Here is a 23780-nt window from a genome sequence, read left to right as displayed (position 1 = left end):
CGATTGATTGTGTCATCCGACTGTCACGAAACCTTCGTAAAAGCTCAGTCGACCGCTCCTAAAGGGGCGGCGTGGGGGAGCGCGATCGGGCGCTGATGGGCGCTTCGTTCCCCTGTATGGAGACCAGCATGAATTTCCTCAAAACTATCGTCGCTGCCGGCTTGGTCGCCGCATCGACGTCTGCCTATGCTGCCGACATCACCGGCGCGGGTTCCAGCTTCATCTTCCCCGTCCTCTCGAAGTGGGCCGATGCCTACAAGAAGGACACGAACGGGGTCGTGAACTATCAGTCGATCGGCTCCGGCGCCGGCATCAAGCAGGTGCAGGCCAAGACCGTGACGTTCGGCGCCACCGACGCTCCGCTGAAGGCCGAGCAGCTCGAGAAGGATGGCCTCGCCCAGTGGCCGATGATCATGGGCGCGATCGTTCCGGTCGTGAACATCGATGGCGTGAAGCCGGGCGACATCATGCTCGACGGCCAGACGCTGGCTGACATCTTCCAGGGCAAGATCACCAAGTGGGATGACGCGGCGATCAAGAAGCTCAATCCGAAGGTGACCCTGCCGTCGGCCGCGATCTCGGTCGTGCATCGCTCGGACGCTTCGGGCACCACCTTCAACTTTACCGATTACCTGGCGAAGGTCAGCGCGGACTGGAAGTCGAAAATCGGTTCGGGCACCGTCGTCGAGTGGCCGTCTGGCGTCGGCGCCAAGGGCAATGAAGGCGTGTCCGCCAACGTTGGCCAGACCAAGAACTCGATCGGCTATGTCGAATACGCTTATGCCAAGCAGAACAAGCTGACCTACACCGGTCTGGTGAACAAGGCCGGCAAGCCGGTGCAGCCGACCAACGAAGGCTTCCAGGCCGCGGCCTCGAACGCCGACTGGGCTCACGCTCCCGGCTACTTCCTGATCCTGACCGACCAGCCGGGCGACAAGTCCTGGCCCATCGTTGCCTCGACCTTCATCCTCATCCACCGGGATGCGACCGACAAGGCAGCCGTCCAGGACGCGCTCAAGTTCTTCAAGTTCTCGTTCGACAAGGGCGGCAAGATGGCTGAAGAGCTCGATTACATCCCGATGCCCGACTCGGTCGTCAAGCAGATTGAGAAGACCTGGGCTGCGGACATCAAGAGCTGAGCAAGCGGCTCTCGTGTCCCGGACGCGGTACGGCTCTGGCGATGCGAACCATCGTCCAGCGCCGCGCCGCTGAGCCGGGCGCATAGGACTAGAGGCCCCGGATCGGCGTCGCACCGCTTCGCGCTGCGTTCCATCCGGGGCACGAGACCAGGCAGGCCAAACAGAATATAGTCAGTACAGGGGATCGGCGTGGCAGACATGGCCGTACAGAGCGACGCACCGGTGATGGAAGCTGCCGGACCCTATGACCGCGCCAAGGCGCTCAGCGCCTTCAAGCTGGGCGACATCACTTTCTATTGGATCACCCGCCTCAGCGCGATTTCGGTCCTGCTGATTCTCGGCGGTATCATCATTTCCCTGGTCATCGGTGCCTGGCCGGCGGCGAAGGCCTATGGCCTGCCGTTCCTGTGGTCGCAGCGCTGGGCGCCCTCGGCTGATCCGCCCGTGCTCGGCGCGCTTTCGCCGATGTACGGCACCCTCGTCACCTCTTTCATCGCCATGCTGATCGCGATTCCCGTGGGTCTGGGCATCGCGATCTTTCTGACCGAACTGTGCCCGCAATGGCTGCGCCGTCCGATCGGGATTGCGATCGAGCTGCTCGCCGGCATTCCCTCGATCATCTACGGCATGTGGGGCTTCTTCGTGCTCGGGCCGTTCCTCGCCTACACCTTCCAGCCGTTCATGATCGACACCTTCGGTTCGGTGCCGATCCTCGGCGCGGTCTTTGCCGGCCCGCCATCCTATCTCAGCCTGTTCAACGCCTCGCTCATCCTGGCGATCATGGTGCTGCCCTTCATCACCGCGATCTCGGTCGACGTCTTCAAGACGGTGCCGCCGGTGCTGAAGGAAGCGGCGTATGGCGTCGGATGCACCACCTGGGAAGTCGTCCGCAACGTGGTCATTCCCTACACCCGCGTCGGCGTGATCGGCGGCGTCATGCTCGCCCTCGGACGCGCCCTCGGCGAGACGATGGCGGTGACCTTCATCATCGGCAATTCGTTCCGCATCTCGACCTCGATCTTCGCGCCCGGCACGACCATCTCGGCGGCGATCGCGAGCGAGTTCGCCGAAAGCGACGGCTTGCACCAGTCCGCGCTGATCCTGCTTGGTCTGCTGCTGTTCGTGCTGACGTTCTTCGTGTTGGCGGCCGCGCGGCTGATGCTGTTGCGGCTTGAGAAGAAGGCGGGAAAATAGCGCCATGAATCCGATCTACGCACGCCGCCGCCGCAAGGACATCGTCATTCGCGTCCTGTGCGTTGCCGCCGCCCTGTTCGGCGTCACCTGGCTCGCGCTCATTCTGGCGACGCTGCTCTACAACGGCGTCACCGGTCTCAACTTCCAGATCTTCACGCAAAGCACGCCGCCGCCCGGCTCGACCGAAGGCGGATTGCTCAACGCCATCGTCGGCTCGGTGATCATGACCGTGATCGGCGTCGGCATCGGTGCGCCGCTCGGCCTGTTCGCGGGGACCTATCTCGCCGAATACGGCCGGCACGATCGCCTTACCTCGGTGATCCGCTTCATCAACGACATCCTGCTCAGCGCGCCCTCGATCATCATCGGCCTGTTCATCTACGGCGCGGTGGTGGTGCCGATGCGAGGTTTCTCCGGCATCGCTGGCTGTCTGGCCCTGGCCGTGATCGTGATCCCGGTGGTTCTGCGTACCACCGAGGACATGCTCTTGCTGGTGCCCAACCCGTTGCGCGAGGCCGCCAGTGCGCTCGGTTTGCCGCGCTCGCTGGTGATCAAGAAGATCGCCTACCGCGCGGCGCGCTCCGGCCTGATCACCGGCGTGCTGCTCGCGACCGCGCGCGTTGCGGGTGAGACTGCGCCGCTGCTGTTCACCGCGCTGTCGAACCAGTTCTTCAGCCTGGACCTCACCAAGACGATGGCGAACCTGCCTGTCACCATCAACAACTTCGTGCAGAGCCCCTACGAGTACTGGAAGCAACTCGCCTGGAGCGGCGCCCTGCTGATCACGCTCACCGTGCTTGCCTTGAACATTGGCGCGCGCATTCTTGGCGCCGAGAGGACCGTAAAATGACCGATCTGTCCGTATCCGTGAGTTCCAACGCTCATCTGGCATCGCAGCAGCCGTTGCCGGAGGCCCCGGCCAAGGTGACGGTGCGCAATCTCAACTTCTATTACGGCGAACACCACGCGCTGAAGAACATCAACCTGGCGCTCGGCACCAACCGCGTCACGGCCTTTATCGGGCCGTCGGGCTGCGGCAAGTCGACCCTGCTGCGCATCTTCAACCGGATGTACGACCTTTATCCGGGCCAGCGCGTCACCGGTCAGCTCATGCTCGACCAGACCAACATCCTCGACCCGAAGCTCGATCTCAACCTGCTGCGCGCCCGCGTCGGCATGGTGTTCCAGAAGCCGACGCCGTTCCCGATGACGATCTACGAGAACATCGCCTTCGGCATCCGTCTCTACGAGAAGATCTCGAAGTCCGAGATGGACGGTCGCGTCGAGAAGGCGCTGCGCGGCGGCGCGCTGTGGAACGAGGTCAAGGACAAGCTCAACGCCTCGGGCCTGTCGCTCTCCGGCGGCCAGCAGCAACGCCTCTGCATCGCCCGCACCGTCGCCGTGCGGCCCGAGGTGATCCTGTTCGACGAGCCCTGTTCGGCGCTCGATCCGATCTCGACCGCCAAGGTCGAGGAACTGATCCAGGAACTGTCCGAGAACTACACGATCGCGATCGTCACCCACAACATGCAGCAGGCGGCCCGCGTCTCCGACAAGACCGCCTTCATGTATCTCGGCGAACTGATCGAGTTCGACGACACCAGCAAGATCTTCACGTCGCCGTCCGACCGGCGCACGCAGGATTACATCACCGGCCGGTTCGGCTGAGGAGACGGGACATGGGTTCTGAACATACCGCAAAAGCCTTCGACACCGACCTCCAGGAGCTCACCCGCCTGGTGGCCGAGATGGGCGGCATCGCCGAGCGCATGATCGTCGATTCCGTCGATGCCCTGATCCGCCGCGACGTCGCGCTCGGCCAGCGCGTCGTCACCATCGACGCCGAGCTCGACACGCTGCAGAGGAAAATCGAGGAGCGCGCCGTGCTCACCATCGCACGCCGCCAGCCGATGGCGGTGGACCTGCGCGAGATCGTCGGCGCCATGCGCGTTGCGACCGATCTCGAGCGGATCGGCGACCTCGCCAAGAACATGGGCAAGCGCGTCGCGGCGCTGGAGACGGATTTCCATCCGCTCAAACTGTTCCGCGGCCTCGAGCACATGACCGACCTCGTGCAGCAGCAGGTCAAGTCGGTGCTGGACGCCTATGCCGCGCACGATCTGCCGGCGGCGATGGCGGTGTGGAAGGGCGACGAGGAAGTCGACGCCATCTGCACCTCGCTGTTCCGCGAACTCCTCACCTACATGATGGAGGATCCGCGCAACATCTCGTTCTGCATCCACCTGATGTTCTGCGCCAAGAACATCGAACGGATCGGCGATCATGCCACCAACATTGCCGAGACCGTGTTCTACATGATCGAAGGCCAGGCGATCACCGACAAGCGGCCGAAGGGCGACATGACGACGTTCGCCACGACGGTCCCGAACACCTGATCAGGCAAGGAGCGACCAGACCATGGGCGCACGCATTATGGTGGTCGAGGACGAGGAAGCTCTCACCGAGCTTCTCCGCTACAACCTCGAAGGCGACGGCTATGACGTCGAGACGGTGATGCGCGGCGACGACGCCGACACCCGCCTCAAGGAGCATATCCCCGATTTGATTGTGCTCGACTGGATGCTGCCGGGGCTGTCGGGCATCGAGCTGTGCCGCCGCTTGCGGACGCGGTCCGACACCAAGCAGCTGCCGATCATCATGCTCACTGCGCGCGGCGAGGAGAGCGAACGGGTGCGGGGCCTTGCGACCGGCGCCGACGATTACATCGTCAAGCCGTTCTCGGTGCCCGAGCTGCTGGCGCGCGTGAAGGGGCTGCTGCGGCGCGCCAGCCCGGAGCGGCTCGCGACCGTGCTTGCTTTCGGCGACATCGAGCTCGACCGCGAAAAGCGCCGCGTGGCGCGCTCGGGCCGGCCGATCGATCTCGGCCCGACCGAATACCGTCTGCTCGAGTTCTTCCTGGAGCATCCCGGCCGCGTGTTCTCGCGCGAGCAGCTGCTCGACAGCGTCTGGGGCCGCGACATCTATATCGACGAGCGCACCGTCGACGTGCATATCGGCCGCCTGCGCAAGCTGCTCAATCTCGGCCGCGAGCAGGACCCGATCCGCACCGTCCGCGGCGCGGGCTACGCGCTCGACGATCGCTTCGCGAAGGCCGAGCAGGCCTCCGGCTAGCTACCTAGCTGCCCGCAAGCAAAACAAAAAAAGCGCGCTCGGTGGCGCGCTTTTCTTTTTCGCCCCGGCCGGTGCCGGGACGATGTCGGTCTCAAGCTGTACTCAGCGCGTGCCGGGCTTGGCCGGTGCGCGGCGGCGATCGGCTGCCGGCTGATACGCAACGCGCGAGTGCTGGGCGCAGTAGGGCAGGCCGGACAGGGCCTTGCCGCCGCAGAAGAAGAAATCCGGGCTCGAGGGATCGCCCACCGGCCAGTGGCAGGTGGCTTCGTTCAGCTCGAGCAACGAGAGCCGCTGGCTCATCGGCACCACGTTGTCGTAGGTAACGGGTTCGGCCTCGACCTCGACCTCGAAGGCCTGCGCCAGTGCGGTGTTGCCGCGCGCGATCGGCCTGCTCACCCGCATCATGTGCTGCGCAGGACGTGCCTTGCGTGGCCGCGGAGCCGCTGACGAGGGGCTCTTGGCGCGGCCGGACAGGCCGAGCCTGTGCACCTTTCCGATCACGGCGTTACGGGTGACATTCCCAAGCTCGGCGGCGATCTGGCTGGCCGAAAGTCCGGCCTCCCAGAGCTTTTTCAGCTGCTCGACGCGATCGTCGGACCAGGTCAAAACCGTCATTGCACCCTTTCCTTCGCCGCGCGCCCGCCATCCTGGGGCCGCACAACGAATGCCTAAGCCTCGAAAAACCCGTGCCGCCGGAATCCCTTAAGGCTCGCCGGGCGCGCGAAGTGCGCCCGAACGTTTACGCCGGTACATGAGGACTCTTGGGATCAGAACCGCTGCACGAGATGTCGTATCTGACAAGCCAAACGCTACAATATGGCGTGACTCGCGCGCAAGAGTCCGCCGACTCGCTTCCACATGTTCCGTGGCGAAAATCCTGCAAAATCGTCACCGCAAGACTACGGATTCGGCGTTTCGCGAGGCTTTCCGGGCGGCATTGACACCCGGATCACCAGGCCTAAAATGGCCGTGCGTGCCGCCCTTAAAAGGCGGCACGTTTCGTTTTCCGGGCCGGTCAATGGTGCGTTGCGCAATGCACGCGTCGGCCGTCCGCAACAATCAAGTGATCGTCATGACCAACAGCGCAGCGCCGCATTTGCTCCCCGTTTTTGCCAGGGCCGACATCGGTTTTGAGCGCGGTGAAGGCGTCTGGTTGATCGCAACCAATGGCGATCGCTATCTCGATTTCACCTCGGGCGTCGCCGTGAACGCGCTCGGCCATGCCCATCCTGCGCTCGTCAAGGCGTTGCAGGAGCAGGCGACCAAGCTCTGGCACATGTCCAATCTGTTCCAGAGCCCGGATGGCGAGAAGCTCGCCGCGCGCCTGTGCAACGAGAGCTTTGCGGACTTCGTCTTCTTCTGCAATTCCGGCGCCGAGGCGCTGGAGGGCGTGATCAAGCTGGTTCGCCATCATCATTTCTCCAAGGGCCATCCGGAGCGCTACCGCATCGTCACCTTCGAGGGCGCCTTCCACGGCCGCACGCTGGCGACGCTGGCCGCAACGGGATCGGCAAAATATCTCGAAGGGTTTGGTCCGCCGATGGACGGTTTCGACCAGATCCCGCATGGCGACATTGAGGCCGTGAAGAAGGCGATCGGTCCGCACACCGCCGGCATCCTGATCGAGCCGATCCAGGGCGAGGGCGGCGTGCGTTCGGCGCCTCCCGGCTTCCTCAAGGCGCTGCGCCAGCTCTGCGACGAGAAGGGCTTGCTGCTCGCATTCGACGAGGTGCAGACCGGCATGGGCCGGACCGGCGATCTGTTCGCTCATCGCCGCACCGGCGTCACACCCGACGTGATGTCGCTTGCGAAAGCGCTCGGCGGCGGTTTTCCAATCGGTGCTATCCTGGCGACCGCGGATGCGGCCTCCGGCATGGGCCCCGGCTCGCACGGCTCGACCTTCGGCGGCAACCCGCTGGCGATCGCGGCTGCGAATGCCGTGCTCGACGTCATGCTCAAGCCCGGCTTCTTCGATCACGTGCAGAAGATGTCGCTGCTGCTCAAGCAGAAGCTCGCTTCCGTGATCGACCGTCACCCTGACGTCGTCAGCGAAGTCCGTGGCGAGGGCCTCCTGATCGGCATCAAGGCCGTAGTTCCCTCCGGCGATCTGGTCGCCGCGCTCCGCAACGAAAAGCTGCTCACCGTCGGCGCCGGCGACAATGTCGTGCGTTTCCTGCCGCCCTTGATCGTCACCGAGGCCGAGATCGAGGACAGTGTCGGCCGGCTCGAACGCGCCTGCACGGCGCTGTCAGGCAACAAGCGGGCGGCAAGCTGATGAGCAAGGGTCCCAAGCACTTCCTGGACATCAACGAGCTGCCGCTGTCGGAGCTCAAGAGCATGCTCGCGGCCTCCTCCGCCATGAAGGCGAAGCAGAAGGCGCATCAGCCGGTCAGGCCGCTCGAAGGCAAGACGCTGGCGATGATCTTCGAGCGACCGTCGACCCGCACCCGCGTTTCGTTCGACGTCGCAATGCGCCAGCTCGGTGGCGAGCCCATCATGCTCACCGGTGCCGAGATGCAGCTCGGCCGCGGCGAGACCATCGCCGATACCGCGCGCGTGCTGTCGCGCTATGTCGATGCCATCATGATCCGCATCCTCAACCACGAGGCGCTGCTGGAGCTTGCGGCGAATGCGACCGTGCCCGTCATCAACGGCCTGACGCGGCGCTCGCATCCCTGCCAGGTGATGGCCGACCTCATGACCTACGAGGAACATCGCGGTCCGATCGAAGGCCGGACCGTGGCCTGGACCGGCGACGACAACAACGTGTTGGCGTCCTGGGCCCATGCCGCCGAACGCTTCAAGTTCAACCTCAACGTGGCAACGCCGCCGGAACTCGCTCCGAAGAAGGTGATGCGCGACTTCATCAAGGCGACCAACGCATCGATCGTGCTCGGCACCGATCCCGAGGCTGCCGTGAAGGGCGCCGATTGCGTCGTCACCGACACCTGGGTGTCGATGGGCGACAAGGAAGGTGAGCATCGCCACAACGTGCTCAAGCCTTACCAGGTCAATTCCAAGCTGATGTCGCTCGCCAAGCCAGATGCGCTGTTCATGCACTGCCTGCCCGCCCATCGCGGCGAGGAGGTCACTGATGAAGTGATCGACGGGCCGCAATCGGTCGTGTTCGACGAGGCCGAAAACCGCCTGCACGCGCAGAAGGGCATCTTGGCCTGGTGCTTCGACGCGGTGAAGTAGCCTGGGCGCGCGGTAACGATCGTCGTGCTGGCGAAAGCCACGACCCAATACCACCGGGCTCTGTTTGGCGAAGATTGGCGATTGCCGGCGTGCGCCACGACTCCTCCCTCGGGTTATGGGTCCTGGCCTGCGCCAGGACGACACCGAGTTTGCGGTATCGTATGCGATCAAAGCAGCGTTCGGGCGCGTTGATCTGCGCCCCCTTCCATTTTCCGCCCTCCGACCCCAGATAAAGCGCCATGGTTTCCCAATCCCCTGACATGAAAACCGGGCCTGAAGGCCCGGTTCGCGCGCCTTCAGCGGTTCCGATCGACGATGCCGTGCTGCCCTACGAGGTCGACGCGCTCGATGTGCGCGGTCGCCTGGTGCGGCTTGGCCCTGCGCTCGACGAGATCCTGACCAAGCACGATTACCCGGCCCCGGTCGGCAAGCTGCTCGGCGAGGCCATCGTGCTGACGACGCTGCTCGGCTCGGCGCTGAAATTCGAAGGCCGCTTCATCCTCCAGGCCCAGACCGACGGGCCGGTGTCGTTCCTGGTGGTTGACTATCAGGCGCCGGATCGCCTGCGCGCCTATGCGCGCTTCGACGCCGAGCGGCTTGGCGATGCCAGGGACTCCGGCACGCTGCTCGGCCGCGGTCATCTCGCCATGACCATCGATCAGGGGCCCGACATGAGCCGCTACCAGGGCCTGGTCGCGCTGGACGGCGGCAGCCTGGAAGAGGCCGCCCACGAATATTTCCTGCGCTCCGAGCAGATCCCGACGCGTGTGCGCCTTGCGGTCGGCGAGGAGTGGCGCTCGAGCGACGGCGGCAAGCACCGCTGGCGCGCCGGCGGCATGCTGATGCAATTCCTGCCGAAGGCGCCGGAGCGCGCGCGGCAGGCTGACCTGCATCCCGGCGATGCGCCTGAGGGCCTCGAGGCTCACAGCGTCGCTGAAGACGATGCCTGGGTCGAAGCGCGCTCGCTGATCGAGACCGTCGAGGACGTCGAACTGATCGATCCCGATCTCTCCGGCGAGCGGCTGCTCTATCGTCTGTTCCACGAACGCGGCGTGCGCGTGTTCAAGCCGCTCGTCCTGAAAGCGCAATGCTCATGCTCGCGCGATGCGGTCGCGTCCATGCTGAAGAGCTTTTCGCCTGACGATCGCAGCGCGATGGTCAAGGACGACAAGGTCGTCGTGACCTGCGAGTTCTGCTCATCGGTGTACGAGTTCACGCCCGAAGAGGCCGGCGTCGAGGACGCGTAAGGCGCGCTCCATCCTCGTTCATTCCGAGCCCCACGCCCGGTGTCATCGCCCGACTTGATCGGGCGGTGTGTGTCGCCTCTAATTCAACACCCGCTTGTTGTCCGGGCTGTCGAGCGAAAATGTCGGCACGTCGATCTCGAAACGTTCGCCGGTTTCGCTGACCATCTGGTAGCGGCCGGTCATGAAGCCGGAGGCGGTCGAGAGCGGCACGCCGGAGGTGTATTCGAACCGCTCGCCGGGGGCGAGGGTCGGCTGCTCGCCGACGACGCCTTCGCCCTTGACCTCCTGCTGGCGGCCGGAGGCGTCGGTGATGATCCAGTGCCGCGTCTTGAGCTGCACGGTCTCGTCACCCGAATTGGTGATGACGATGGTGTAGGACCAGAAATAGCGCGAGCGGTCGGCCGACGACTGCTCCGGAACAAAGTTCGGCTCGACGGTCACTTCGATCTGGCGGGTCACGGCGCGGTACATGGCTGCCATCATAACGAAAACCCCGCCGGGAACCAAACGCCGCAGGCGGCCGGGGCGACATCGTCCCGCCAGAATTCACGAGGAAGTAGACCCCAAATTTGGTCCAGCCGCTTTGCGAGGCGGCGACTGGACCGGTACACTCCTTTCAACTTTCAACGTTGCGATTTTGCGGAAGGGTTTTTGGGCCCCGATGACCATTGCCGATCAAGTGACGGGATCGACGATCGCGGGAACGACAGGCGCCAAGCCCGCGGAGGCCAAGCCGCGCATTGCTGCGCCGGCCATCACGCTGCCGGCCATCGGCGAGCGCGAGCTCAGGCTCGATCTGTTCCGGGGCCTCGCGCTGTGGCTGATCTTCATCGACCATCTGCCGCCGAATTTGCTGACCTGGTTCACGATCCGTAATTACGGCTTCAGTGACGCCACCGAGATCTTCATCTTCATCTCCGGCTACACCGCCGCCTTCGTCTACGGCCGCGCCATGCTGGAGAGCGGTTTTGTCATCGCCACCGCGCGCATCCTGCGCCGGGTCTGGCAGATCTATGTCGCTCACGTCTTCCTGTTCACGATCTTCCTCGCCGAGATCTCCTACGTCGCGACCAGCTTCGAGAACCCGCTCTACACTGAAGAGATGGGCATCATGGATTTCCTCAAGCAGCCCGACGTCACCATCGTGCAGGCGCTGCTGTTGCGGTTCCGTCCCGTCAACATGGACGTGCTGCCGCTCTACATCGTGCTCATGCTGGCGCTGCCGCTGATCCTGTGGTCGATGAAGTGGAAGCCCGACGTCACGCTCGCGCTCTCGGCGCTGCTCTATGCGGCGACCTGGGAATTCGACCTCTATTTCTCCGCCTATCCGAACGGCTTCTGGGCGTTCAATCCACTGGCCTGGCAATTGCTGTTCGTGTTCGGGGCATGGTGCGCGCTCGGAGGTGCGCGACGCATGTCGCGCATTCTGGCATCACCCGTGACTATATGGATCTCGATCGCCTACATCGTCGCGGCGTTCTACGTGACGTTGACCTGGTACGTGCCGCAACTCGGCCATCTCATGCCGAAGTGGCTCGAGCAGTGGATGTATCCGATCGACAAGACCGATCTCGACGTCCTGCGCTTCACGCATTTCCTGGCGCTGTCCGCACTCACCGTGCGCTTCCTGCCGCGGGAGTGGCCAGGTCTGAAATCACCCTGGCTGCGGCCTCTGATCCTGTGCGGTCAGCATTCCCTCGAGATCTTCTGCCTCGGCGTCTTCCTGGCCTTCGCCGGCCATTTCATCCTGGCCGAGGTCTCTGGTGGACCGGCCATGCATGCGCTGATTAGTCTCTCCGGGATCCTGATCATGTGGGGCGTTGCTTGGGTGATTTCGTGGTACAAGCGCGTGGCTGACAAGGGCGGTGCGAAAACCAAAAACGCCGTCGGCAACGCCGATCTGGCGGGAGGGGGCTGATGAAGGCGAAGGTTCTCCTGAGCCTGATCCTGCTATGCGGTGACCTCGCCGCGCCTTCGGCGCGTGCGGGCGATACCGTGCCTGCCGCGCCCGCAGCCTGCGAATTGCCGCCCTATCTGCTCGCCACCGACAGCCAGCTCCACAAGGTTGCCGACACCGTCAAAGCAGGCAAGCCGCTCGAGATCCTGGTGATCGGCAGTCGCTCCACGACCATTCCGGCCCAGGAGGACAGCTCATACCCGGCGCGCATGCTGGCCAATTTGAAGGACAAGCTGCCGCCTGCGGAGACCGTGCACGTATCCGTAGAAATACAGAGCAAGAAGACCGCGGAGGAAGCCGCGGGTACCTTCGTTAAGCTCATGGAAGCAAAAACGCCTACTTTGGTCATCTGGCAGACCGGGACCGTGGATGCTATCCGCTCCATCGATCCCGACGATTTTCGCGGCGCGGTGACCGATGGGGTCGCTGCGTTGCAAAATGCGGGGGCTGACGTCGTCTTGATGAACTTGCAGTACAGCCCGCGTACCGAAACCATGATTTCGGCGCCGCCCTATCTCGACAACATGCGGGTGGTGGCGCAGGAGCATGATATCCCGCTGTTCGACCGTTTCGCGATCATGCGGCAGTGGAATGATCAGGGTCAGTTCGACCTGTTCAGTCCCTCTCGCGGCCCTGAGCTGGCGAAGCAGGTCCATGATTGCATTGGCCGGGCGTTGGCACAGTTTGTGATCGACGCTGCCCATCTGGGGCCGGCCGAGCAGCAGAATTGAGGTCTAGCGTTAATGAGTTCTCTCCGCCCTTTTGGCCTGTCGACATGGCTGGTCGCGCCCGCCGCGGCGGCGCTGCTGATGCTGACGCCTGTGCTGCGGGCACCCGCCCTCGCGCAAGCAGCGCAGGCGACACCCGCTCCGCAGCAGGCCGCTGATCCAGCACCCGCATCGCCCTCCCAGACCACGGTCGCTGCGACCAGCCAGCCGCCCGCCGAGCAGCGCGGTCTCACCTCGCGCGCCATCGACAAGGTCAAGCAGGTCGCGAAATCGGCCGGCGACATTTTCAGCCGTGTGCCGTGTCTGTCGCCGAAGGGCAGTTCGAAGACGACGGGCTCGCTGCCGCATGTCGCGAGCAAGCTCATCGCCGGCAAGCCCGTCGTCATCGTCGCGTTCGGTTCGTCGTCGACCGCGGGCTATGGTGCGAGCTCGCCCGACTTCAACTATCCGAACCGTCTCGCCGCGCAGCTGCGCCGGCAGTATCCGACCGCCGACATCAGCGTCATCAATGCCGGCGTCGGCGGCGAAGATGCGCCCGAGATGATGAAGCGCCTCCAGAAGGAGGTGATCGACGTGAATCCGGATCTCGTGATCTGGCAGGTCGGCACCAATGCCGTGCTGCGCAATCTCGATCCGGGCGATACCGCCAGAATGGTCGAGGACGGCGTCACCCGCATCCAGGCCGCCGGCGATGCCGACATCGTGCTGGTCGACCCGCAATATTCACCGCGCGTCACCGAGCGCCCTGAAAGCGCAAGCCGGATGGTGAGGCTGCTCGGCAAGGTCGCCGAGCTCCGTCACGTCGGCATCTTCCCGCGTTTCGAGGTGATGCGCGACTGGCACGAGAAGCAGGCGCTTCCGGTCGAGAGCTTCGTCATCGCCGACGGCCTCCACATGAACGATTGGGGTTACGCCTGCTTCGCCCAACTGCTCGGCGACGACATCATTCGCTCGGTCGGCCAGATCAAGCTCGGCGTGAACGTGCCGGCCGACGTGCGGACGTACCGGCCGATGTGAGCCGTCTCCCCATTGTCGTCCCGGCCTTCGCCGGGACGACAATAACCTCACGCCTTCTCCAGCGCGGCGGTCAGGTCCTCGATCAGATCATCCGCATGCTCGAGCCCGGCCGAGAAGCGGATAAAGCCCTCGCTGATGCCGAGGGCTGCACGATCCTCGGGCTTCAGCCGCTGATGCGTCGTCGTCGCCGGATGCGTAACGAGGCTCTTGGCGTCGCCGAGATTGTTCGAGATCTTCGCGAGCTTCAGCTCGTTGAGCACGCGGAACGCCGCCGCCTTGCCGCCCTTCACCTCGAAGCCGACCAGCGTCGAGCCGCCGCGCATCTGCTTTTTCACCAGAGCCGCCTGCGGATGATCCTCGCGCCCGGGATAAACCAGCCGCGCAATCTTGGGGTGGCTCGCCAGCACGTCGGCGATGCGCGCCGCGGTGTCGGTCTGCGCGCGCACGCGCACGCCCAGCGTCTCCAGGCCCTTGAGCAGGACCCAGGCGTTGAACGGCGAGATCGACGGGCCGGTCTGGCGCATGAAATTGTGGATGTGCTCGGCGACGAAGGCTTCCGACGACAGGATGATGCCGCCCAGACAACGACCCTGGCCGTCGATGTGCTTGGTCGCGGAGTAGACGACGACGTCGGCCCCTAACGCGAGCGGGCTCTGCCAGATCGGCGTTGCAAACACGTTGTCGACGACGAGCCGCGCGCCGCCCTTGTGCGCGATCTCGGCAATCGAGGGAATGTCGAGCACGTCGAGCGTCGGATTGGTCGGGCTCTCCAGGAAGAAGGTCTTGGTGTTCTGCTTCACCGCGCGTTGCCATTCATCGAGATTGGCGCCGTCGACCAGCGTGGCCTCGATGCCGTAGCGCGGCAGCAGGTCCTGAATGACGTAGAGACACGAGCCGAACAGCGCGCGGGAGGCGACGACGTGATCGCCGGCCTTCAGCGGTGCGAGGATCGCGGTCGTCACTGCGGCCATGCCCGTCGCGGCCGAACGTGCGGCCTCGGCGCCTTCGAGCTCGATCATGCGACGTTCGAACATCGCGATCGTCGGGTTCGAATAGCGCGAATAGATGAAGCCGGGGTCCTCGCCCTTGAACCGCGCCTCGCACTCCTCGGCGCTGTTGTAGACATAGCCCTGGGTCAGGAACAGCGCCTCCGACGTCTCGCCATATTGCGAGCGCAGGGTGCCGGAATGGACCAGGCGGGTTTCGGGACGGTAATTGGCAGGCGACTTCGACATAGGACCCTCCGAGATGACCGCTTCGTCGAAAACGGTCACAAAAAAACCGGCCTGGACAACTTCCACGGGCCGGGATCACAGAGGTCCCCGGCCTGTTTAGCGACTTATTTAACGTGGCTGCAAGCCGGCCGGCTCAAATCACCACGGGATAAGTGATGCTCATATTCCGCAATGCCCTTTTCGTCAAGGCGTCCATCGGATAGCCGTAAAAGGCTAGTATTTCCCGCAAGTCCGGATGTACTCGACCCCTGATGAGGACCTCCTGTTGACGTTCACGGTTGCCGCCGACGCCAATGGTATCCTGCCCGACCGCATGATCGCGGCGATGGCGGAAGAGGGCCTCATCCTGCCCGCTTATGATTTCGTCGAAAGCCAGATCCAGCCGGCGAGCCTCGACCTGCGCCTCGGCGACATCGCCTATCGCGTGCGCGCGAGCTTCCTGCCCGGTCCCGGCGCCACCGTGGCCGAGCGCATCGACCAGTTGAAGCTGCACGAGTTCAGCCTTGCCGACGGCGCAGTGCTCGAGACCAACTGCGTCTACATCGTGCCGCTGCTGGAGAGCCTTGCGCTTCCGCCGGAGATCGTCGCCGCCGCGAATCCGAAAAGCTCGACCGGCCGGCTCGACGTCTTCACCCGCGTCATCGCCGACGGCACCCGCCGCTTCGACATGATCGGCGCCGGCTATCACGGTCCGCTCTATGCCGAGATCAGCCCGAAGACGTTTCCGGTCCTGGTGCGCGAGGGCTCGCGCCTGTCGCAGGTACGCTTCCGCACCGGTGATGCGATCCTCAATGCCGACGCGCTCGAAAGCTTGCATGCCACCGAGCGTCTCGTCGACATCGACGATGCCGATCTCGCCGGCGGCGTCGCCGTCTCCGTCGATCTCTCCGGCGAGAAAGGCAGCGGCTTCGTCGGCTATCGCGCCAAGCGCCACACCGGCGTGGTCGATGTCGATCGTCGCTCCGGCTACGCGGTGGACGATTTCTGGGAGCCGATCGCGGCGCGTCCCGACGGCAGCTTGATCCTCGATCCGGGCGAGTTCTACATCCTCGCTTCCAAGGAAGCCGTGCAGGTTCCGCCTGACTACGCCGCGGAGATGGTGCCGTTCGATCCGCTGGTCGGCGAATTCCGCGTGCACTATGCCGGCTTCTTCGATCCCGGCTTCGGCTATGCCGGCGCCGGCGGCCAAGGCGCGCGCGCCGTGCTGGAAGTGCGCTCGCGCGAAGTGCCGTTCATCCTCGAGCACGGCCAGATCGTCGGCCGCCTCGTCTACGAGAAGATGCTGGCCCGCCCCGACGCCATGTACGGCCAGCGCATCGGCTCCAACTACCAGGCGCAGGGGTTGAAGCTGAGCAAGCACTTTCGGGTGTAGCCGTATCCCCGTCCTCCGCCGTCATTCCCTGCCTTCGCGTCGCGAAAGCGGGGAATCCAGTAAGCCGCGGCCTCTCGTTTCAATCACTGACGTCTCTGGAATACTGGATCGCGCGGTCTTCGCCGGGCGATGACAGCGAGATTGTGGCCGGTTGCCTCGCTCTATCCGCGATGACACACTCCGGCAAAACAACAAGCCGGGAGCGAACATGACCGTCGCAGCAGACGCCGCGCAAGCAGCGCAATGGAAACGCTGGCGCGCGGTCGCCGACCTCTATCACGCCTACTTCACCGGCCTCATCCTCACCGTGGTCACGCGGCGCGGCACGGCGGATGCGGCCGAATTCGTCTTTCGCGTGTTTCGCCGCCAGCAGCAGGAGCGATTCCTTCCCGGACTCGTGAAGCTCGGGATCGATCATCTGCCGCCGGCCGTGGCGGCTGCGCAATATCACTATCTCTCCAACTGGATCGGCGGCGTGCACGTCGAATACATGTACGAGAGCGACACCAAGGCGTGGATCCGCTATCCGCCGCCGCGCTGGATCTGGAAGGGGCCGGCGATCTGTGGCGTGCCCGGCGAGGTCTCGCGCGCCATGCTGCGCGGCTGGCACGCCAACAACGGCGTCGCGCTCGGCGATACCCGGCTGGGCTTCGTCTGCACCAAGCAGAGTGTCGACGGTCAGGACGGCCTCGAAGGCTACTATCATCAATACGACCATCCGCTCGAACTCGACCAGCGCCTGGTGTTCGCACGGCATCTCGAAGCGCCGCTGTTCGATGCGAAGACCGCGCCGGCGCTGCCTGTCGCGAGCTGGCCCAAGCCGCGCCTCGAAAAGGCCTACCGCAACTACGCCATGGAATATGTGCGCACGGCCGCGCCGGTGATGGTGCAACTGTTCGGACCTGAAGACGCCGGCCATCTCCTGCACATCACCGGCAAGCTGATCGGCATGCAATTCTTCGACGAGATCGCGGAGCCCCTGGCCATGCGCCGGGGTGGCGCGGGCGAGTTCGCATCCTTCCTCAGCGCGCTGTTCGCAGCGCAGGACGATATGGCCGAGACCACGCAATCCGAAGGCAGCTTCGAAATCCGTCAGCAGAGCTGGAAGCTGATGGACGATGTCGCCGACTATCATCGCGCCTGCGCCAAGGTGCTGGAGGGACTGTTCGAAGGGCTTGCTGCGGGATGCGGCCGGCATATCGGCGTCCACTTGCGCCCGGCAGCAAGCGGCCGTCTGCCGATGGTCTGGACAGTCGGGTAATTCCACCGCTTGAAATGCGCTGCCGCAGGGCACGCCTGCACCCGACGCAGGAGGAATCGGCAGCCGCCGTGCTAACAAGTGCCTGCCGCGCCTTTCGCGCGAGGAAATCGATTGTCACACCTATGCATTGCCGCGCCGCAAACGGCGCTTGTGCCCGGGAGAGGAAATGACTGATCTCGCCGAGATCCCGGTCGATGAGCAGGAACGTCCGCTGCCGCCGCCACGGCGCCCCGCACGGAGCGCGCTGACCGACGGGCCGATCCTGCGCACGCTGCTCTCCCTCGCCTGGCCGAACGTTGTCGCGCTGTCCGCCGGCACCTGCGTGGTGATCGCGGAGACCTCCTATATCGGCCGTCTCGGCGTCGAAGCGCTGGCCGCGATGGCGCTGGTGTTTCCGACAGTAATCCTGACCATGACCATGTCGGGCGGCGCGATGGGTGGCGCCGTGGCCTCCGCGATCGCGCGTGCGCTCGGCGCCGGCGATCGCGAGCGCGCCGGCTCGCTCGCCGCGCATGCGCTTCTGATCGGTCTCACCTTCGGTCTCGTCTTCATGCTGGGTATGCTGATCTTCGGGCCCCAGGTGCTCGAGATGCTGGGCGGCCGCGGCAACGTGCTGGCGCATGCGATTGCCTACACCCAGGTGTTCTTCGGCGGCGCGGTGCTGCCCTGGACGCTCAACACCATGGCCGGCGTGCTGCGCGGCACCGGCAACATGAAGCTGCCGTCGCTGTTGATTCTCAACTCAGCGGTCTGGCAGATTCTGCTCGGCGGCACGCTTGGCCTCGGGCTCGGACCCTTCCCGCAGCTTGGCATGCGCGGCGTCGCGGCCGGCGCATTGATCGCCTACTCCATGAACATCTGCGTGATGGGCTGGTATCTGTTTTCGGGCCGCGCGCGCGTCGTTCCAAAACTGCGCGGGCTGCGCATCCAATGGGCGATGTTCTTCGACATCCTGAAGGTCGGCGCCATCGCCTGCTTCTCGCCGCTGCAATCGGTGCTGACGATCTCGATCTTCACCCACATGCTGGCAAAATTCGGCACCGCGATCCTTGCCGGCTACGGCATCGGCGCGCGGCTTGAATTCCTGCTCACCTCGATCGCGTTCTCGTTCGGCATCGCTTCGGTGCCGATGATCGGCATGGCGGTCGGTGCCGGCCGCATCGCCCGCGCGCGGCGCATCGCCTGGACCGCCGGTGCGAGCGCCTTCGTCGCGGTCGGCGCGCCGGCCTGCCTCGTCGCGCTGTTCCCCGATCTCTGGGTCAACATTTTCACGGACAGCGCCACGGTGCGCGCGACCAGCCATCAATATCTGTCGACGGTCGCGCCGTTCTACGCCTTCATCGGCCTCGCCTCGACGATGTACTTTTCGTCGCAAGGTGCAGCCAAGGTGATCGGCCCGGTGCTGGCGCAGACCGCGCGCCTCTTCTACATCGCCGCCTGCGGCTGGTGGCTGTCGACGCACGATGCCACCGCGCAAAGCTTCTTCTGGCTCGCCGCGAGCTCGATGGTCGTGCTCGGCCTGCTCTCATGTTCCAGCGTGGTGCTGACGCGCTGGGGGCCGCGCGAGACGAAGCCGGCGGTTCGCCCGGCGCTCTCGGTCGTCGCAGACTAGCGATGCCGATGGCGGCGATGGCCGCCACCGCCGACGTTGGCGAGCCGCATTATCTGCGGGATCATCGCCATGATGTCGCCGCCGCCGGCCCCGCCGAGCATGCCCATGATATCGCCGCCGCCCATGCCGCCGTTCATGGGCGCGTAACCGGCGCCGTAATTGGGAGCGCCGAGGCCACCTAAGCCTCCCATAGCGCCGCCGCCATTTTCCATCATGCGGCTCATCATCGGGCCCATGGTCTGCATCAGCATGGCGAAGCGGCGCTTGCCGATCTTCGCCTTCATCATCTCCAGCATCGGCGCCATCTGGGTCATCATGTCCTCGCCGCCGACACCTCCGCCGAGGCCCGCGAATTGCGCCTTGGCCGGCGCGCTCGAAATCGAAAACAGCAGCAGCACGGCAGCGGCCTGGCAGATCACCTTGTCTGCACGTCTCATGGCATGCTCCTCGCGTGCGTGGCGCCGCCGGGAGAGCGAAGCCGTCAGGACGCACGCGGTCATGGTTACGGCCGACGAGGGGTGGGCTCTGTGAGAGAGATCACGCAGGCGCGTCTAGGAGGGTGGAAATGCCTTGTGCATGGCGATCACCGCCGCCTTGGTCTGCTCCTGCACGTAAGGTGCAAGCTCGTTCGGCAGCATGTCGATGATCCAGGCCAGGCGGCACGTCGCCTCGCCGTCGGCGATCACCTGCACTGAGGCGCTGTAGTGTTTCAGCCGTTCGTTGTTGATCGCGTAAACCAGCCGCTGCCGCCCGTCGTCGCAATCGACCAGCACCTCGCGCGCGACCGAGCCGTTGGCAAAGGTGACGATGCGCGCATCGCCGTCGAGCGAGCACGCCGTGACGAAGCCCGGCACCAGCCGCTGATGCAGCGCGCCGAAATCGCGCACCGCATCCCAGACCTCGCGGGCCTGGGCGAGGAGGGAGACGTCGTTGTGGATGGAGGCCATGTTGCTTCCTCATGAAACAGAATTCGTAGGGTGGGCAAAGGCGCAAAGCGCCGTGCCCACGATCTGTCGATGATCGCGACGGATGGTGGGCACGCTTCCGCTTTGCCCACCCTACGGCATCGCGTGCGCCGCTAACGCTTACGTACAAACCGCCTCGACATTGTTGCCGTCAGGATCGATCAAGAACGCCGCGTAATAGGTCGGGCTGTAATCCTTGCGCGGTCCGGCGCCGCCATTGTCGTGGCCGCCGCTTTTCAGGCCCTCGCGGTGAAAGGCCTTCACCGAACCATGGTCCTTGGCGCGAAACGCGATATGTGCGCCATCGGCCTTGCGGCCCTTGTTCAGATGCAGCCACAGCGCCGGCTCGCCCTTCGGTCCGAAGCCGGCATAGCCGTCGCCGCTCGAGCACAGCACGTAGCCGAGCGGTGCCAGCACCGCGGTGTAGAAGCGCGTGGCAGCGTCGAGGTCGGCTACGCGCAGTCCGATATGGTCATACATGGTCGTCTCCATTGCAAAGCGCGCCGCTCGTGGCGCGCGCCGGAGACGACCCTAGTCAGTCGAGGGTGAACCGCTCTTGGAGAATCTTGCGCTCACCACGCGCTGCCCGCCGGAATTTTGTCGGCGACATGCCGGCGGCGCGGTGGAAGGTGCGGACGAAGTTGGAGAGGTCGCCGAAGCCGACGTCATAGGCGATGTCGGTGACCGCGATGTCGTCGTCCGTGAGCAGGCGCGCCGCGTGCCGCAGCCGCGAGCGCACCAGATATTGATGCGGGGTGACGCCGAGCACGCTGGAGAACAGCCGCAGGAAATGGAACGGGCTTAAGTCCGCCAGACGCGCAGCCTGTTCGAGATCGATCTCGTCATGCGAATTGTCGTCGATCCAAAGCGCTGCCTCGACGGCGCGGCGACGGTCGCGCGCCGTCGGCGCCACCTTCTTGCGGGGCTCGCCCGAAGCGACATCGACAAAGCGGCTCGCAAAAATCTGGCCGACCTCGTCGAGGCCGAGGTCGCTGTTGCCATCTGCCGCCGTCTGGGCGAGTTCGCCCAGCACCATCAGTTCGGGCAGTGGCGGTGTCGCGCCGACCTGCCAGGTCTCGCGCCGCCCGCCGAGGGCATCGACCAGGTCCTCGCTCAGGAAGAACGACAGGCAGACGTCGCCACAGACATGATCGTGCGTACAGGTGTATTCGTCGCCGGGCGCGCCGACCAGCAGCGAGCCCGCCACCAGCTCGAAGAAGCCGGCGCGGCAATGACAGCCGAAGCTGCCCGAGCGCACATAGGCGATGGAATAACCGGTACGGCACTCGGCAAATGGCGTGTCGCCCGGTCCCGCGTCGCAGCGAAACTCGGAGACGGTCATCGTCTGTAACGTCAGCAGCGTGGTGGCATCCATCCTGGATATTTAGGAGGGCGACCGCGGCGGGGCAACGGGCAGCAGCACCTCGAACAGCGTCTTGCTGGCGATCGGGTGAGCGCCTTCGAGCGCCAGCAGCCGCCGCTTGGAGATCACCCCGCCATAGGGCGAGATTCGGTCGGCATAACCGCCCGCTTCCAGCACCCGGTGGCAAGGCACGATGATCATGTAGGGATTCCGGGAGATCGCCTGCGCCACCGAATGCGCCGCCCCCGATGCGCCCAAAGCCTTGGCGATCTCGTGATAGGTCCGCGTCTCCCCGCGCGGGATGGTGCAGGCATATTCGTAGACCCGCCGATTGAAGGCCGGCACGTCGCCGGCGTCGAGACCGACATCGGAAAAATCCGGCTCGCTGCCCTGCAGCAAGGACACGATGCCCTCGATCGCGAGCTCGGTGTTAACAGGCACCGCCTGCTCGCGCGCCTCGGGATGGACCTGGAAAATCCTGCGGCGGGTGTCGATCTCCCGCGCCTCGGGCAATTGCACGGCGACCACGCCGGAATTGCTCCAGACGATGCCGCAACGGCCTATTGCCGTGTCGAAAATCGCGTAAGCACGCCCCACCATGCACACGCCCCACTCAGTGCAGGTTTTCCCCAGACGTCGGATCATAACACCGCCACAATTGGGCGCACCTGGAATCTTGCCGGGACGTTGACAACCGTCCAGCCTGGCGCGCCAAACCGCTTGGCGCCGGACACCGTCTCGGCTAATCAGGATGGGTGCGGAAGACGCGCATCGGCGGGCGTAGTTCAATGGTAGAACGGCAGCTTCCCAAGCTGCATACGAGGGTTCGATTCCCTTCGCCCGCTCCAACCCCCTGGGACAGCGAATGGCCGACAAGGACGAGAGCGCGCGCGTGGTCGCGATTGCCTGTGATCACGGGGGCTTTGCCCTCAAGGAAGCCCTGAAGGTTGCTTTGCCCGATGTGAAGTGGCTGGACCTCGGCACAAGCGGTCCCGAGTCGGTCGACTATCCCGATTTCGCCCACAAGCTGGCGGATGCGATCAGAGACGGCAAGGCCGGGCGCGGCATTCTGGTCTGCGGATCGGGCATCGGCATTTCCATCGCGGCCAACCGCCATGCGCACATCCGTTGCGCGCTGGTGCACGATGTCACGGGCGCGCGGCTGTGCCGCCAGCACAATGACGCCAATGTTCTGGCGCTGGGCGGTCGCACGACGGGTGACGTGGTCGCAAAAGAATGCGTCGAGGCGTTCCTGAGCACGGCGTTTGAAGGCGGCCGGCATCAAAAGCGTATCGACAAGCTGGGGGCCTGCTAGGCTACTCAGCCCGGCAAGCTTCGCAAGAAATCGATGAGCGCCGCGCTCACCTCGTTCGGCCGCTCCTGCTGCGTCCAGTGCCCGCAGCCCGGCAGCATCTTGATCTCGCGCAGCTGCGGGACCCATTGCTTCATGTTGGCGAGGTGATCGGCAGCGCCGGGGAAGGCGATGACCATGTCGTGGTCGCCGGCCATGAACAGCGTGGGCACGACCACCTTCACGCCCTCGAACGCCCCCATCAGCTCCCAGTTGCGATCGATGTTGCGATAATAGTTCAGCGGCCCGCGGAAGCCGCTGCGGGCGAATTCGCCGGCGTAATAATCGAGGTCGGCGGCGCTCAGCCATGACGGCAGCGGCACCGGCACCTTCGGCAACATGCCGTCCTTGCGCGAGACCATGCCGACGCCTTTCGACGGCTGTCCGCTCGCAGCCGCCATGGCGCGAATGGCGGTGACGCCCTCGCCGGAGCCGCCGAACAGCATCGCGGCGAGCGTCTTGCGCGGATCGCGCTCGAACTCGGCTTCGGCTGCACCCGGCTCCTGGAAGTACAGCTGATAGAACTGTGCATCCGTCGTCTGCGGCATGACGCTGGTCGGCCGCATCTCGCTTCGCGGGCGATAGGGCACGCTGAGTATCGCAGCAGCGTGAAAGCGGTCGGGGCGCAGCCGCGCTGCGTGCCAGGCGATCCCCGCACCCCAATCATGGCCAACGATGATGGCGCTCCTTGCCTTGAACGCGTCGAGCACGCCGACGAGATCACCGATCAAGTGGAAGATCGTGTACTGGTCGATCGCCTCGGGCTTGTCGCTCTTGCCGTAGCCGCGCATGTCGGGCGCGACGGCGTGGTAGCCGGCCGCGGCCAGCGCCTCGAGCTGGTGACGCCACGAGTACCAGCTCTCCGGAAAGCCATGACAGAGCAGCACCAGCGGGCCCTCGCCCTGTTCGGCGACATTGAGACTGATGCCGTTGGCCTTGATGGTCCGCTGCGTCGGTCCGCTCATGTCATCGCCTCCCCGCTGCGTTGTCGTTTGGTGCATCCTAGACG

General features: G+C 64.8%; 25 protein-coding genes, 1 tRNA gene and 1 riboswitch. Of the genes, 17 read left to right on the top strand and 9 right to left on the bottom strand.

All coding sequences use genetic code 11. The features are described 5' to 3' along the window. Positions 1 to 128: 128 nt before the first annotated feature. The 6 genes from pstS to phoB all read left to right on the top strand — a co-directional run bounded on the left by pstS (position 129) and on the right by phoB (position 5465). Entirely contained in the window at positions 129 to 1139 is a 1011-nt protein-coding gene (pstS, locus tag XH90_RS33100) for a phosphate ABC transporter substrate-binding protein PstS (RefSeq protein ID WP_194478408.1), read from the top strand. Positions 1140 to 1337: 198 nt separating this feature from the next. Next, positions 1338 to 2333: a phosphate ABC transporter permease subunit PstC gene (gene pstC / locus XH90_RS33095; RefSeq protein ID WP_194482891.1), complete on the top strand. Its 996-nt coding sequence runs from the start codon at positions 1338 to 1340 to the stop codon at positions 2331 to 2333. 4 nt (positions 2334 to 2337) lie between these two features. Beyond that, positions 2338 to 3183 (top strand): phosphate ABC transporter permease PstA, encoded by an 846-nt coding sequence (gene pstA, locus XH90_RS33090; RefSeq protein ID WP_194478407.1) that lies wholly within the window; start codon positions 2338 to 2340, stop codon positions 3181 to 3183. Beyond that, positions 3180 to 4001 (top strand): phosphate ABC transporter ATP-binding protein PstB, encoded by an 822-nt coding sequence (gene pstB / locus XH90_RS33085; RefSeq protein WP_194478406.1) that lies wholly within the window; start codon positions 3180 to 3182, stop codon positions 3999 to 4001. Before pstA ends, pstB begins: the two co-directional genes overlap by 4 nt. 11 nt (positions 4002 to 4012) lie before the next feature. Continuing rightward, a complete protein-coding gene (gene phoU, locus XH90_RS33080) occupies positions 4013 to 4729 on the top strand; it encodes a phosphate signaling complex protein PhoU (protein ID WP_128968872.1) in 717 nt (238 codons plus the stop codon). A 22-nt stretch (positions 4730 to 4751) separates the two neighbouring features. After that, a complete protein-coding gene (gene phoB, locus XH90_RS33075; RefSeq protein WP_194478405.1) occupies positions 4752 to 5465 on the top strand; it encodes a phosphate regulon transcriptional regulator PhoB in 714 nt (237 codons plus the stop codon). A 102-nt stretch (positions 5466 to 5567) separates the two neighbouring features. Here the strand turns inward: phoB and XH90_RS33070 are convergent, their stop codons facing one another. Next, positions 5568 to 6080, bottom strand: a complete 513-nt coding sequence (locus tag XH90_RS33070; protein ID WP_018644522.1) for a GcrA family cell cycle regulator — start codon at positions 6078 to 6080, stop codon at positions 5568 to 5570. Between the two features lie 457 nt (positions 6081 to 6537). Here XH90_RS33070 and XH90_RS33065 point away from each other — a divergent pair, with 457 nt between their 5' ends. The 3 genes from XH90_RS33065 (at position 6538) to XH90_RS33055 (ending at position 9910) form a co-directional block, all read left to right on the top strand. Continuing rightward, positions 6538 to 7740: an aspartate aminotransferase family protein gene (locus XH90_RS33065; RefSeq protein ID WP_194478404.1), complete on the top strand. Its 1203-nt coding sequence runs from the start codon at positions 6538 to 6540 to the stop codon at positions 7738 to 7740. Beyond that, positions 7740 to 8663, top strand: a complete 924-nt coding sequence (gene argF, locus XH90_RS33060) for an ornithine carbamoyltransferase (RefSeq protein WP_194478403.1) — start codon at positions 7740 to 7742, stop codon at positions 8661 to 8663. The genes XH90_RS33065 and argF overlap by 1 nt, the downstream gene beginning before the upstream one ends. Positions 8664 to 8902: 239 nt before the next feature. Continuing rightward, on the top strand, positions 8903 to 9910 hold the full coding sequence (locus XH90_RS33055) for an Hsp33 family molecular chaperone (protein ID WP_194478402.1): 1008 nt from the start codon (positions 8903 to 8905) through the stop codon (positions 9908 to 9910). A 78-nt stretch (positions 9911 to 9988) separates the two neighbouring features. Here XH90_RS33055 and apaG read toward each other — a convergent pair whose 3' ends face one another. Next, a complete protein-coding gene (apaG, locus tag XH90_RS33050) occupies positions 9989 to 10381 on the bottom strand; it encodes a Co2+/Mg2+ efflux protein ApaG (RefSeq protein WP_194482890.1) in 393 nt (130 codons plus the stop codon). 190 nt (positions 10382 to 10571) lie between these two features. Between apaG and XH90_RS33045 the strand changes: the two genes are divergently transcribed. The 3 genes from XH90_RS33045 to XH90_RS33035 are packed head-to-tail and all read left to right on the top strand — an operon-like array spanning position 10572 to position 13612. Beyond that, entirely contained in the window at positions 10572 to 11828 is a 1257-nt protein-coding gene (locus XH90_RS33045) for an OpgC domain-containing protein (RefSeq protein ID WP_194478401.1), read from the top strand. Continuing rightward, a complete protein-coding gene (locus tag XH90_RS33040; protein WP_194478400.1) occupies positions 11828 to 12598 on the top strand; it encodes an SGNH/GDSL hydrolase family protein in 771 nt (256 codons plus the stop codon). The genes XH90_RS33045 and XH90_RS33040 overlap by 1 nt, the downstream gene beginning before the upstream one ends. Positions 12599 to 12610: 12 nt before the next feature. Continuing rightward, positions 12611 to 13612 (top strand): SGNH/GDSL hydrolase family protein, encoded by a 1002-nt coding sequence (locus XH90_RS33035; RefSeq protein ID WP_194478399.1) that lies wholly within the window; start codon positions 12611 to 12613, stop codon positions 13610 to 13612. 47 nt (positions 13613 to 13659) lie between these two features. Here the strand turns inward: XH90_RS33035 and XH90_RS33030 are convergent, their stop codons facing one another. Beyond that, positions 13660 to 14847 (bottom strand): O-succinylhomoserine sulfhydrylase, encoded by a 1188-nt coding sequence (locus tag XH90_RS33030; RefSeq protein WP_194478398.1) that lies wholly within the window; start codon positions 14845 to 14847, stop codon positions 13660 to 13662. A 75-nt stretch (positions 14848 to 14922) separates the two neighbouring features. Continuing rightward, a riboswitch (SAM riboswitch) is annotated at positions 14923 to 15002 on the bottom strand. A gap of 80 nt (positions 15003 to 15082) precedes the next feature. Here XH90_RS33030 and XH90_RS33025 point away from each other — a divergent pair. The 3 genes from XH90_RS33025 to XH90_RS33015 all read left to right on the top strand — a co-directional run bounded on the left by XH90_RS33025 (position 15083) and on the right by XH90_RS33015 (position 19092). Beyond that, positions 15083 to 16219, top strand: coding sequence for a 2'-deoxycytidine 5'-triphosphate deaminase (locus XH90_RS33025; RefSeq protein ID WP_371748286.1), 1137 nt, complete (start codon positions 15083 to 15085; stop codon positions 16217 to 16219). A 208-nt stretch (positions 16220 to 16427) separates the two neighbouring features. Next, positions 16428 to 17480 (top strand): hypothetical protein, encoded by a 1053-nt coding sequence (locus tag XH90_RS33020; RefSeq protein WP_194478396.1) that lies wholly within the window; start codon positions 16428 to 16430, stop codon positions 17478 to 17480. Positions 17481 to 17646: 166 nt separating this feature from the next. Then, entirely contained in the window at positions 17647 to 19092 is a 1446-nt protein-coding gene (locus XH90_RS33015; protein WP_194478395.1) for an MATE family efflux transporter, read from the top strand. On the opposite strand, the gene XH90_RS33010 is transcribed toward XH90_RS33015, so the two are convergent. From XH90_RS33010 to XH90_RS32990, 5 genes are all read right to left on the bottom strand, one after another. Next, positions 19089 to 19529, bottom strand: a complete 441-nt coding sequence (locus tag XH90_RS33010) for a hypothetical protein (RefSeq protein WP_194478394.1) — start codon at positions 19527 to 19529, stop codon at positions 19089 to 19091. The two genes, XH90_RS33015 and XH90_RS33010, sit on opposite strands and share 4 nt — an antisense overlap. A gap of 114 nt (positions 19530 to 19643) precedes the next feature. Continuing rightward, positions 19644 to 20039, bottom strand: a complete 396-nt coding sequence (locus XH90_RS33005; protein WP_194478393.1) for an SRPBCC family protein — start codon at positions 20037 to 20039, stop codon at positions 19644 to 19646. Between the two features lie 138 nt (positions 20040 to 20177). Continuing rightward, positions 20178 to 20537: a VOC family protein gene (locus XH90_RS33000; RefSeq protein WP_194478392.1), complete on the bottom strand. Its 360-nt coding sequence runs from the start codon at positions 20535 to 20537 to the stop codon at positions 20178 to 20180. A 55-nt stretch (positions 20538 to 20592) separates the two neighbouring features. Next, the gene (locus tag XH90_RS32995) at positions 20593 to 21432 is read right to left on the bottom strand and encodes an AraC family transcriptional regulator (RefSeq protein WP_194478391.1); all 840 of its coding nucleotides are present in this window, start codon (positions 21430 to 21432) and stop codon (positions 20593 to 20595) included. A gap of 9 nt (positions 21433 to 21441) precedes the next feature. Next, positions 21442 to 22020 (bottom strand): methylated-DNA--[protein]-cysteine S-methyltransferase, encoded by a 579-nt coding sequence (locus XH90_RS32990; protein ID WP_194478390.1) that lies wholly within the window; start codon positions 22018 to 22020, stop codon positions 21442 to 21444. A gap of 174 nt (positions 22021 to 22194) precedes the next feature. Here XH90_RS32990 and XH90_RS32985 point away from each other — a divergent pair. Next, positions 22195 to 22268: transfer RNA gene (locus XH90_RS32985), tRNA-Gly, on the top strand. A gap of 17 nt (positions 22269 to 22285) precedes the next feature. Then, a complete protein-coding gene (gene rpiB, locus XH90_RS32980) occupies positions 22286 to 22735 on the top strand; it encodes a ribose 5-phosphate isomerase B (RefSeq protein WP_194478389.1) in 450 nt (149 codons plus the stop codon). Between the two features lie 5 nt (positions 22736 to 22740). Here rpiB and XH90_RS32975 read toward each other — a convergent pair whose 3' ends face one another. Further along, positions 22741 to 23736, bottom strand: coding sequence for an alpha/beta fold hydrolase (locus XH90_RS32975; protein ID WP_194478388.1), 996 nt, complete (start codon positions 23734 to 23736; stop codon positions 22741 to 22743). Between the last annotated feature and the right edge of the window lie 44 nt (positions 23737 to 23780).

It is taken from the genome of Bradyrhizobium sp. CCBAU 53338 (assembly GCF_015291665.1).
Taxonomy (GTDB): Bacteria; Pseudomonadota; Alphaproteobacteria; order Rhizobiales; family Xanthobacteraceae; genus Bradyrhizobium.
This window is presented reverse-complemented; position numbering and strand designations above follow the sequence as displayed.

Bases quoted from the DNA above. Each gene is read 5' to 3' on its own strand.
- pstS (WP_194478408.1), top strand. From the start codon at position 129: ATGAATTTCCTCAAAACTATCGTCGCTGCCGGCTTGGTCGCCGCATCG.
- pstC (WP_194482891.1), top strand. From the start codon at position 1,338: ATGGCCGTACAGAGCGACGCACCGGTGATGGAAGCTGCCGGACCCTAT.
- pstA (WP_194478407.1), top strand. From the start codon at position 2,338: ATGAATCCGATCTACGCACGCCGCCGCCGCAAGGACATCGTCATTCGC.
- pstB (WP_194478406.1), top strand. From the start codon at position 3,180: ATGACCGATCTGTCCGTATCCGTGAGTTCCAACGCTCATCTGGCATCG.
- phoU (WP_128968872.1), top strand. From the start codon at position 4,013: ATGGGTTCTGAACATACCGCAAAAGCCTTCGACACCGACCTCCAGGAG.
- phoB (WP_194478405.1), top strand. From the start codon at position 4,752: ATGGGCGCACGCATTATGGTGGTCGAGGACGAGGAAGCTCTCACCGAG.
- XH90_RS33070 (WP_018644522.1), bottom strand. From the start codon at position 6,080: ATGACGGTTTTGACCTGGTCCGACGATCGCGTCGAGCAGCTGAAAAAG.
- XH90_RS33065 (WP_194478404.1), top strand. From the start codon at position 6,538: ATGACCAACAGCGCAGCGCCGCATTTGCTCCCCGTTTTTGCCAGGGCC.
- argF (WP_194478403.1), top strand. From the start codon at position 7,740: ATGAGCAAGGGTCCCAAGCACTTCCTGGACATCAACGAGCTGCCGCTG.
- XH90_RS33055 (WP_194478402.1), top strand. From the start codon at position 8,903: ATGGTTTCCCAATCCCCTGACATGAAAACCGGGCCTGAAGGCCCGGTT.
- apaG (WP_194482890.1), bottom strand. From the start codon at position 10,381: ATGTACCGCGCCGTGACCCGCCAGATCGAAGTGACCGTCGAGCCGAAC.
- XH90_RS33045 (WP_194478401.1), top strand. From the start codon at position 10,572: ATGACCATTGCCGATCAAGTGACGGGATCGACGATCGCGGGAACGACA.
- XH90_RS33040 (WP_194478400.1), top strand. From the start codon at position 11,828: ATGAAGGCGAAGGTTCTCCTGAGCCTGATCCTGCTATGCGGTGACCTC.
- XH90_RS33035 (WP_194478399.1), top strand. From the start codon at position 12,611: ATGAGTTCTCTCCGCCCTTTTGGCCTGTCGACATGGCTGGTCGCGCCC.
- XH90_RS33030 (WP_194478398.1), bottom strand. From the start codon at position 14,847: ATGTCGAAGTCGCCTGCCAATTACCGTCCCGAAACCCGCCTGGTCCAT.
- XH90_RS33025 (WP_371748286.1), top strand. From the start codon at position 15,083: ATGTACTCGACCCCTGATGAGGACCTCCTGTTGACGTTCACGGTTGCC.
- XH90_RS33020 (WP_194478396.1), top strand. From the start codon at position 16,428: ATGACCGTCGCAGCAGACGCCGCGCAAGCAGCGCAATGGAAACGCTGG.
- XH90_RS33015 (WP_194478395.1), top strand. From the start codon at position 17,647: ATGACTGATCTCGCCGAGATCCCGGTCGATGAGCAGGAACGTCCGCTG.
- XH90_RS33010 (WP_194478394.1), bottom strand. From the start codon at position 19,529: ATGAGACGTGCAGACAAGGTGATCTGCCAGGCCGCTGCCGTGCTGCTG.
- XH90_RS33005 (WP_194478393.1), bottom strand. From the start codon at position 20,039: ATGGCCTCCATCCACAACGACGTCTCCCTCCTCGCCCAGGCCCGCGAG.
- XH90_RS33000 (WP_194478392.1), bottom strand. From the start codon at position 20,537: ATGTATGACCATATCGGACTGCGCGTAGCCGACCTCGACGCTGCCACG.
- XH90_RS32995 (WP_194478391.1), bottom strand. From the start codon at position 21,432: ATGGATGCCACCACGCTGCTGACGTTACAGACGATGACCGTCTCCGAG.
- XH90_RS32990 (WP_194478390.1), bottom strand. From the start codon at position 22,020: ATGGTGGGGCGTGCTTACGCGATTTTCGACACGGCAATAGGCCGTTGC.
- rpiB (WP_194478389.1), top strand. From the start codon at position 22,286: ATGGCCGACAAGGACGAGAGCGCGCGCGTGGTCGCGATTGCCTGTGAT.
- XH90_RS32975 (WP_194478388.1), bottom strand. From the start codon at position 23,736: ATGAGCGGACCGACGCAGCGGACCATCAAGGCCAACGGCATCAGTCTC.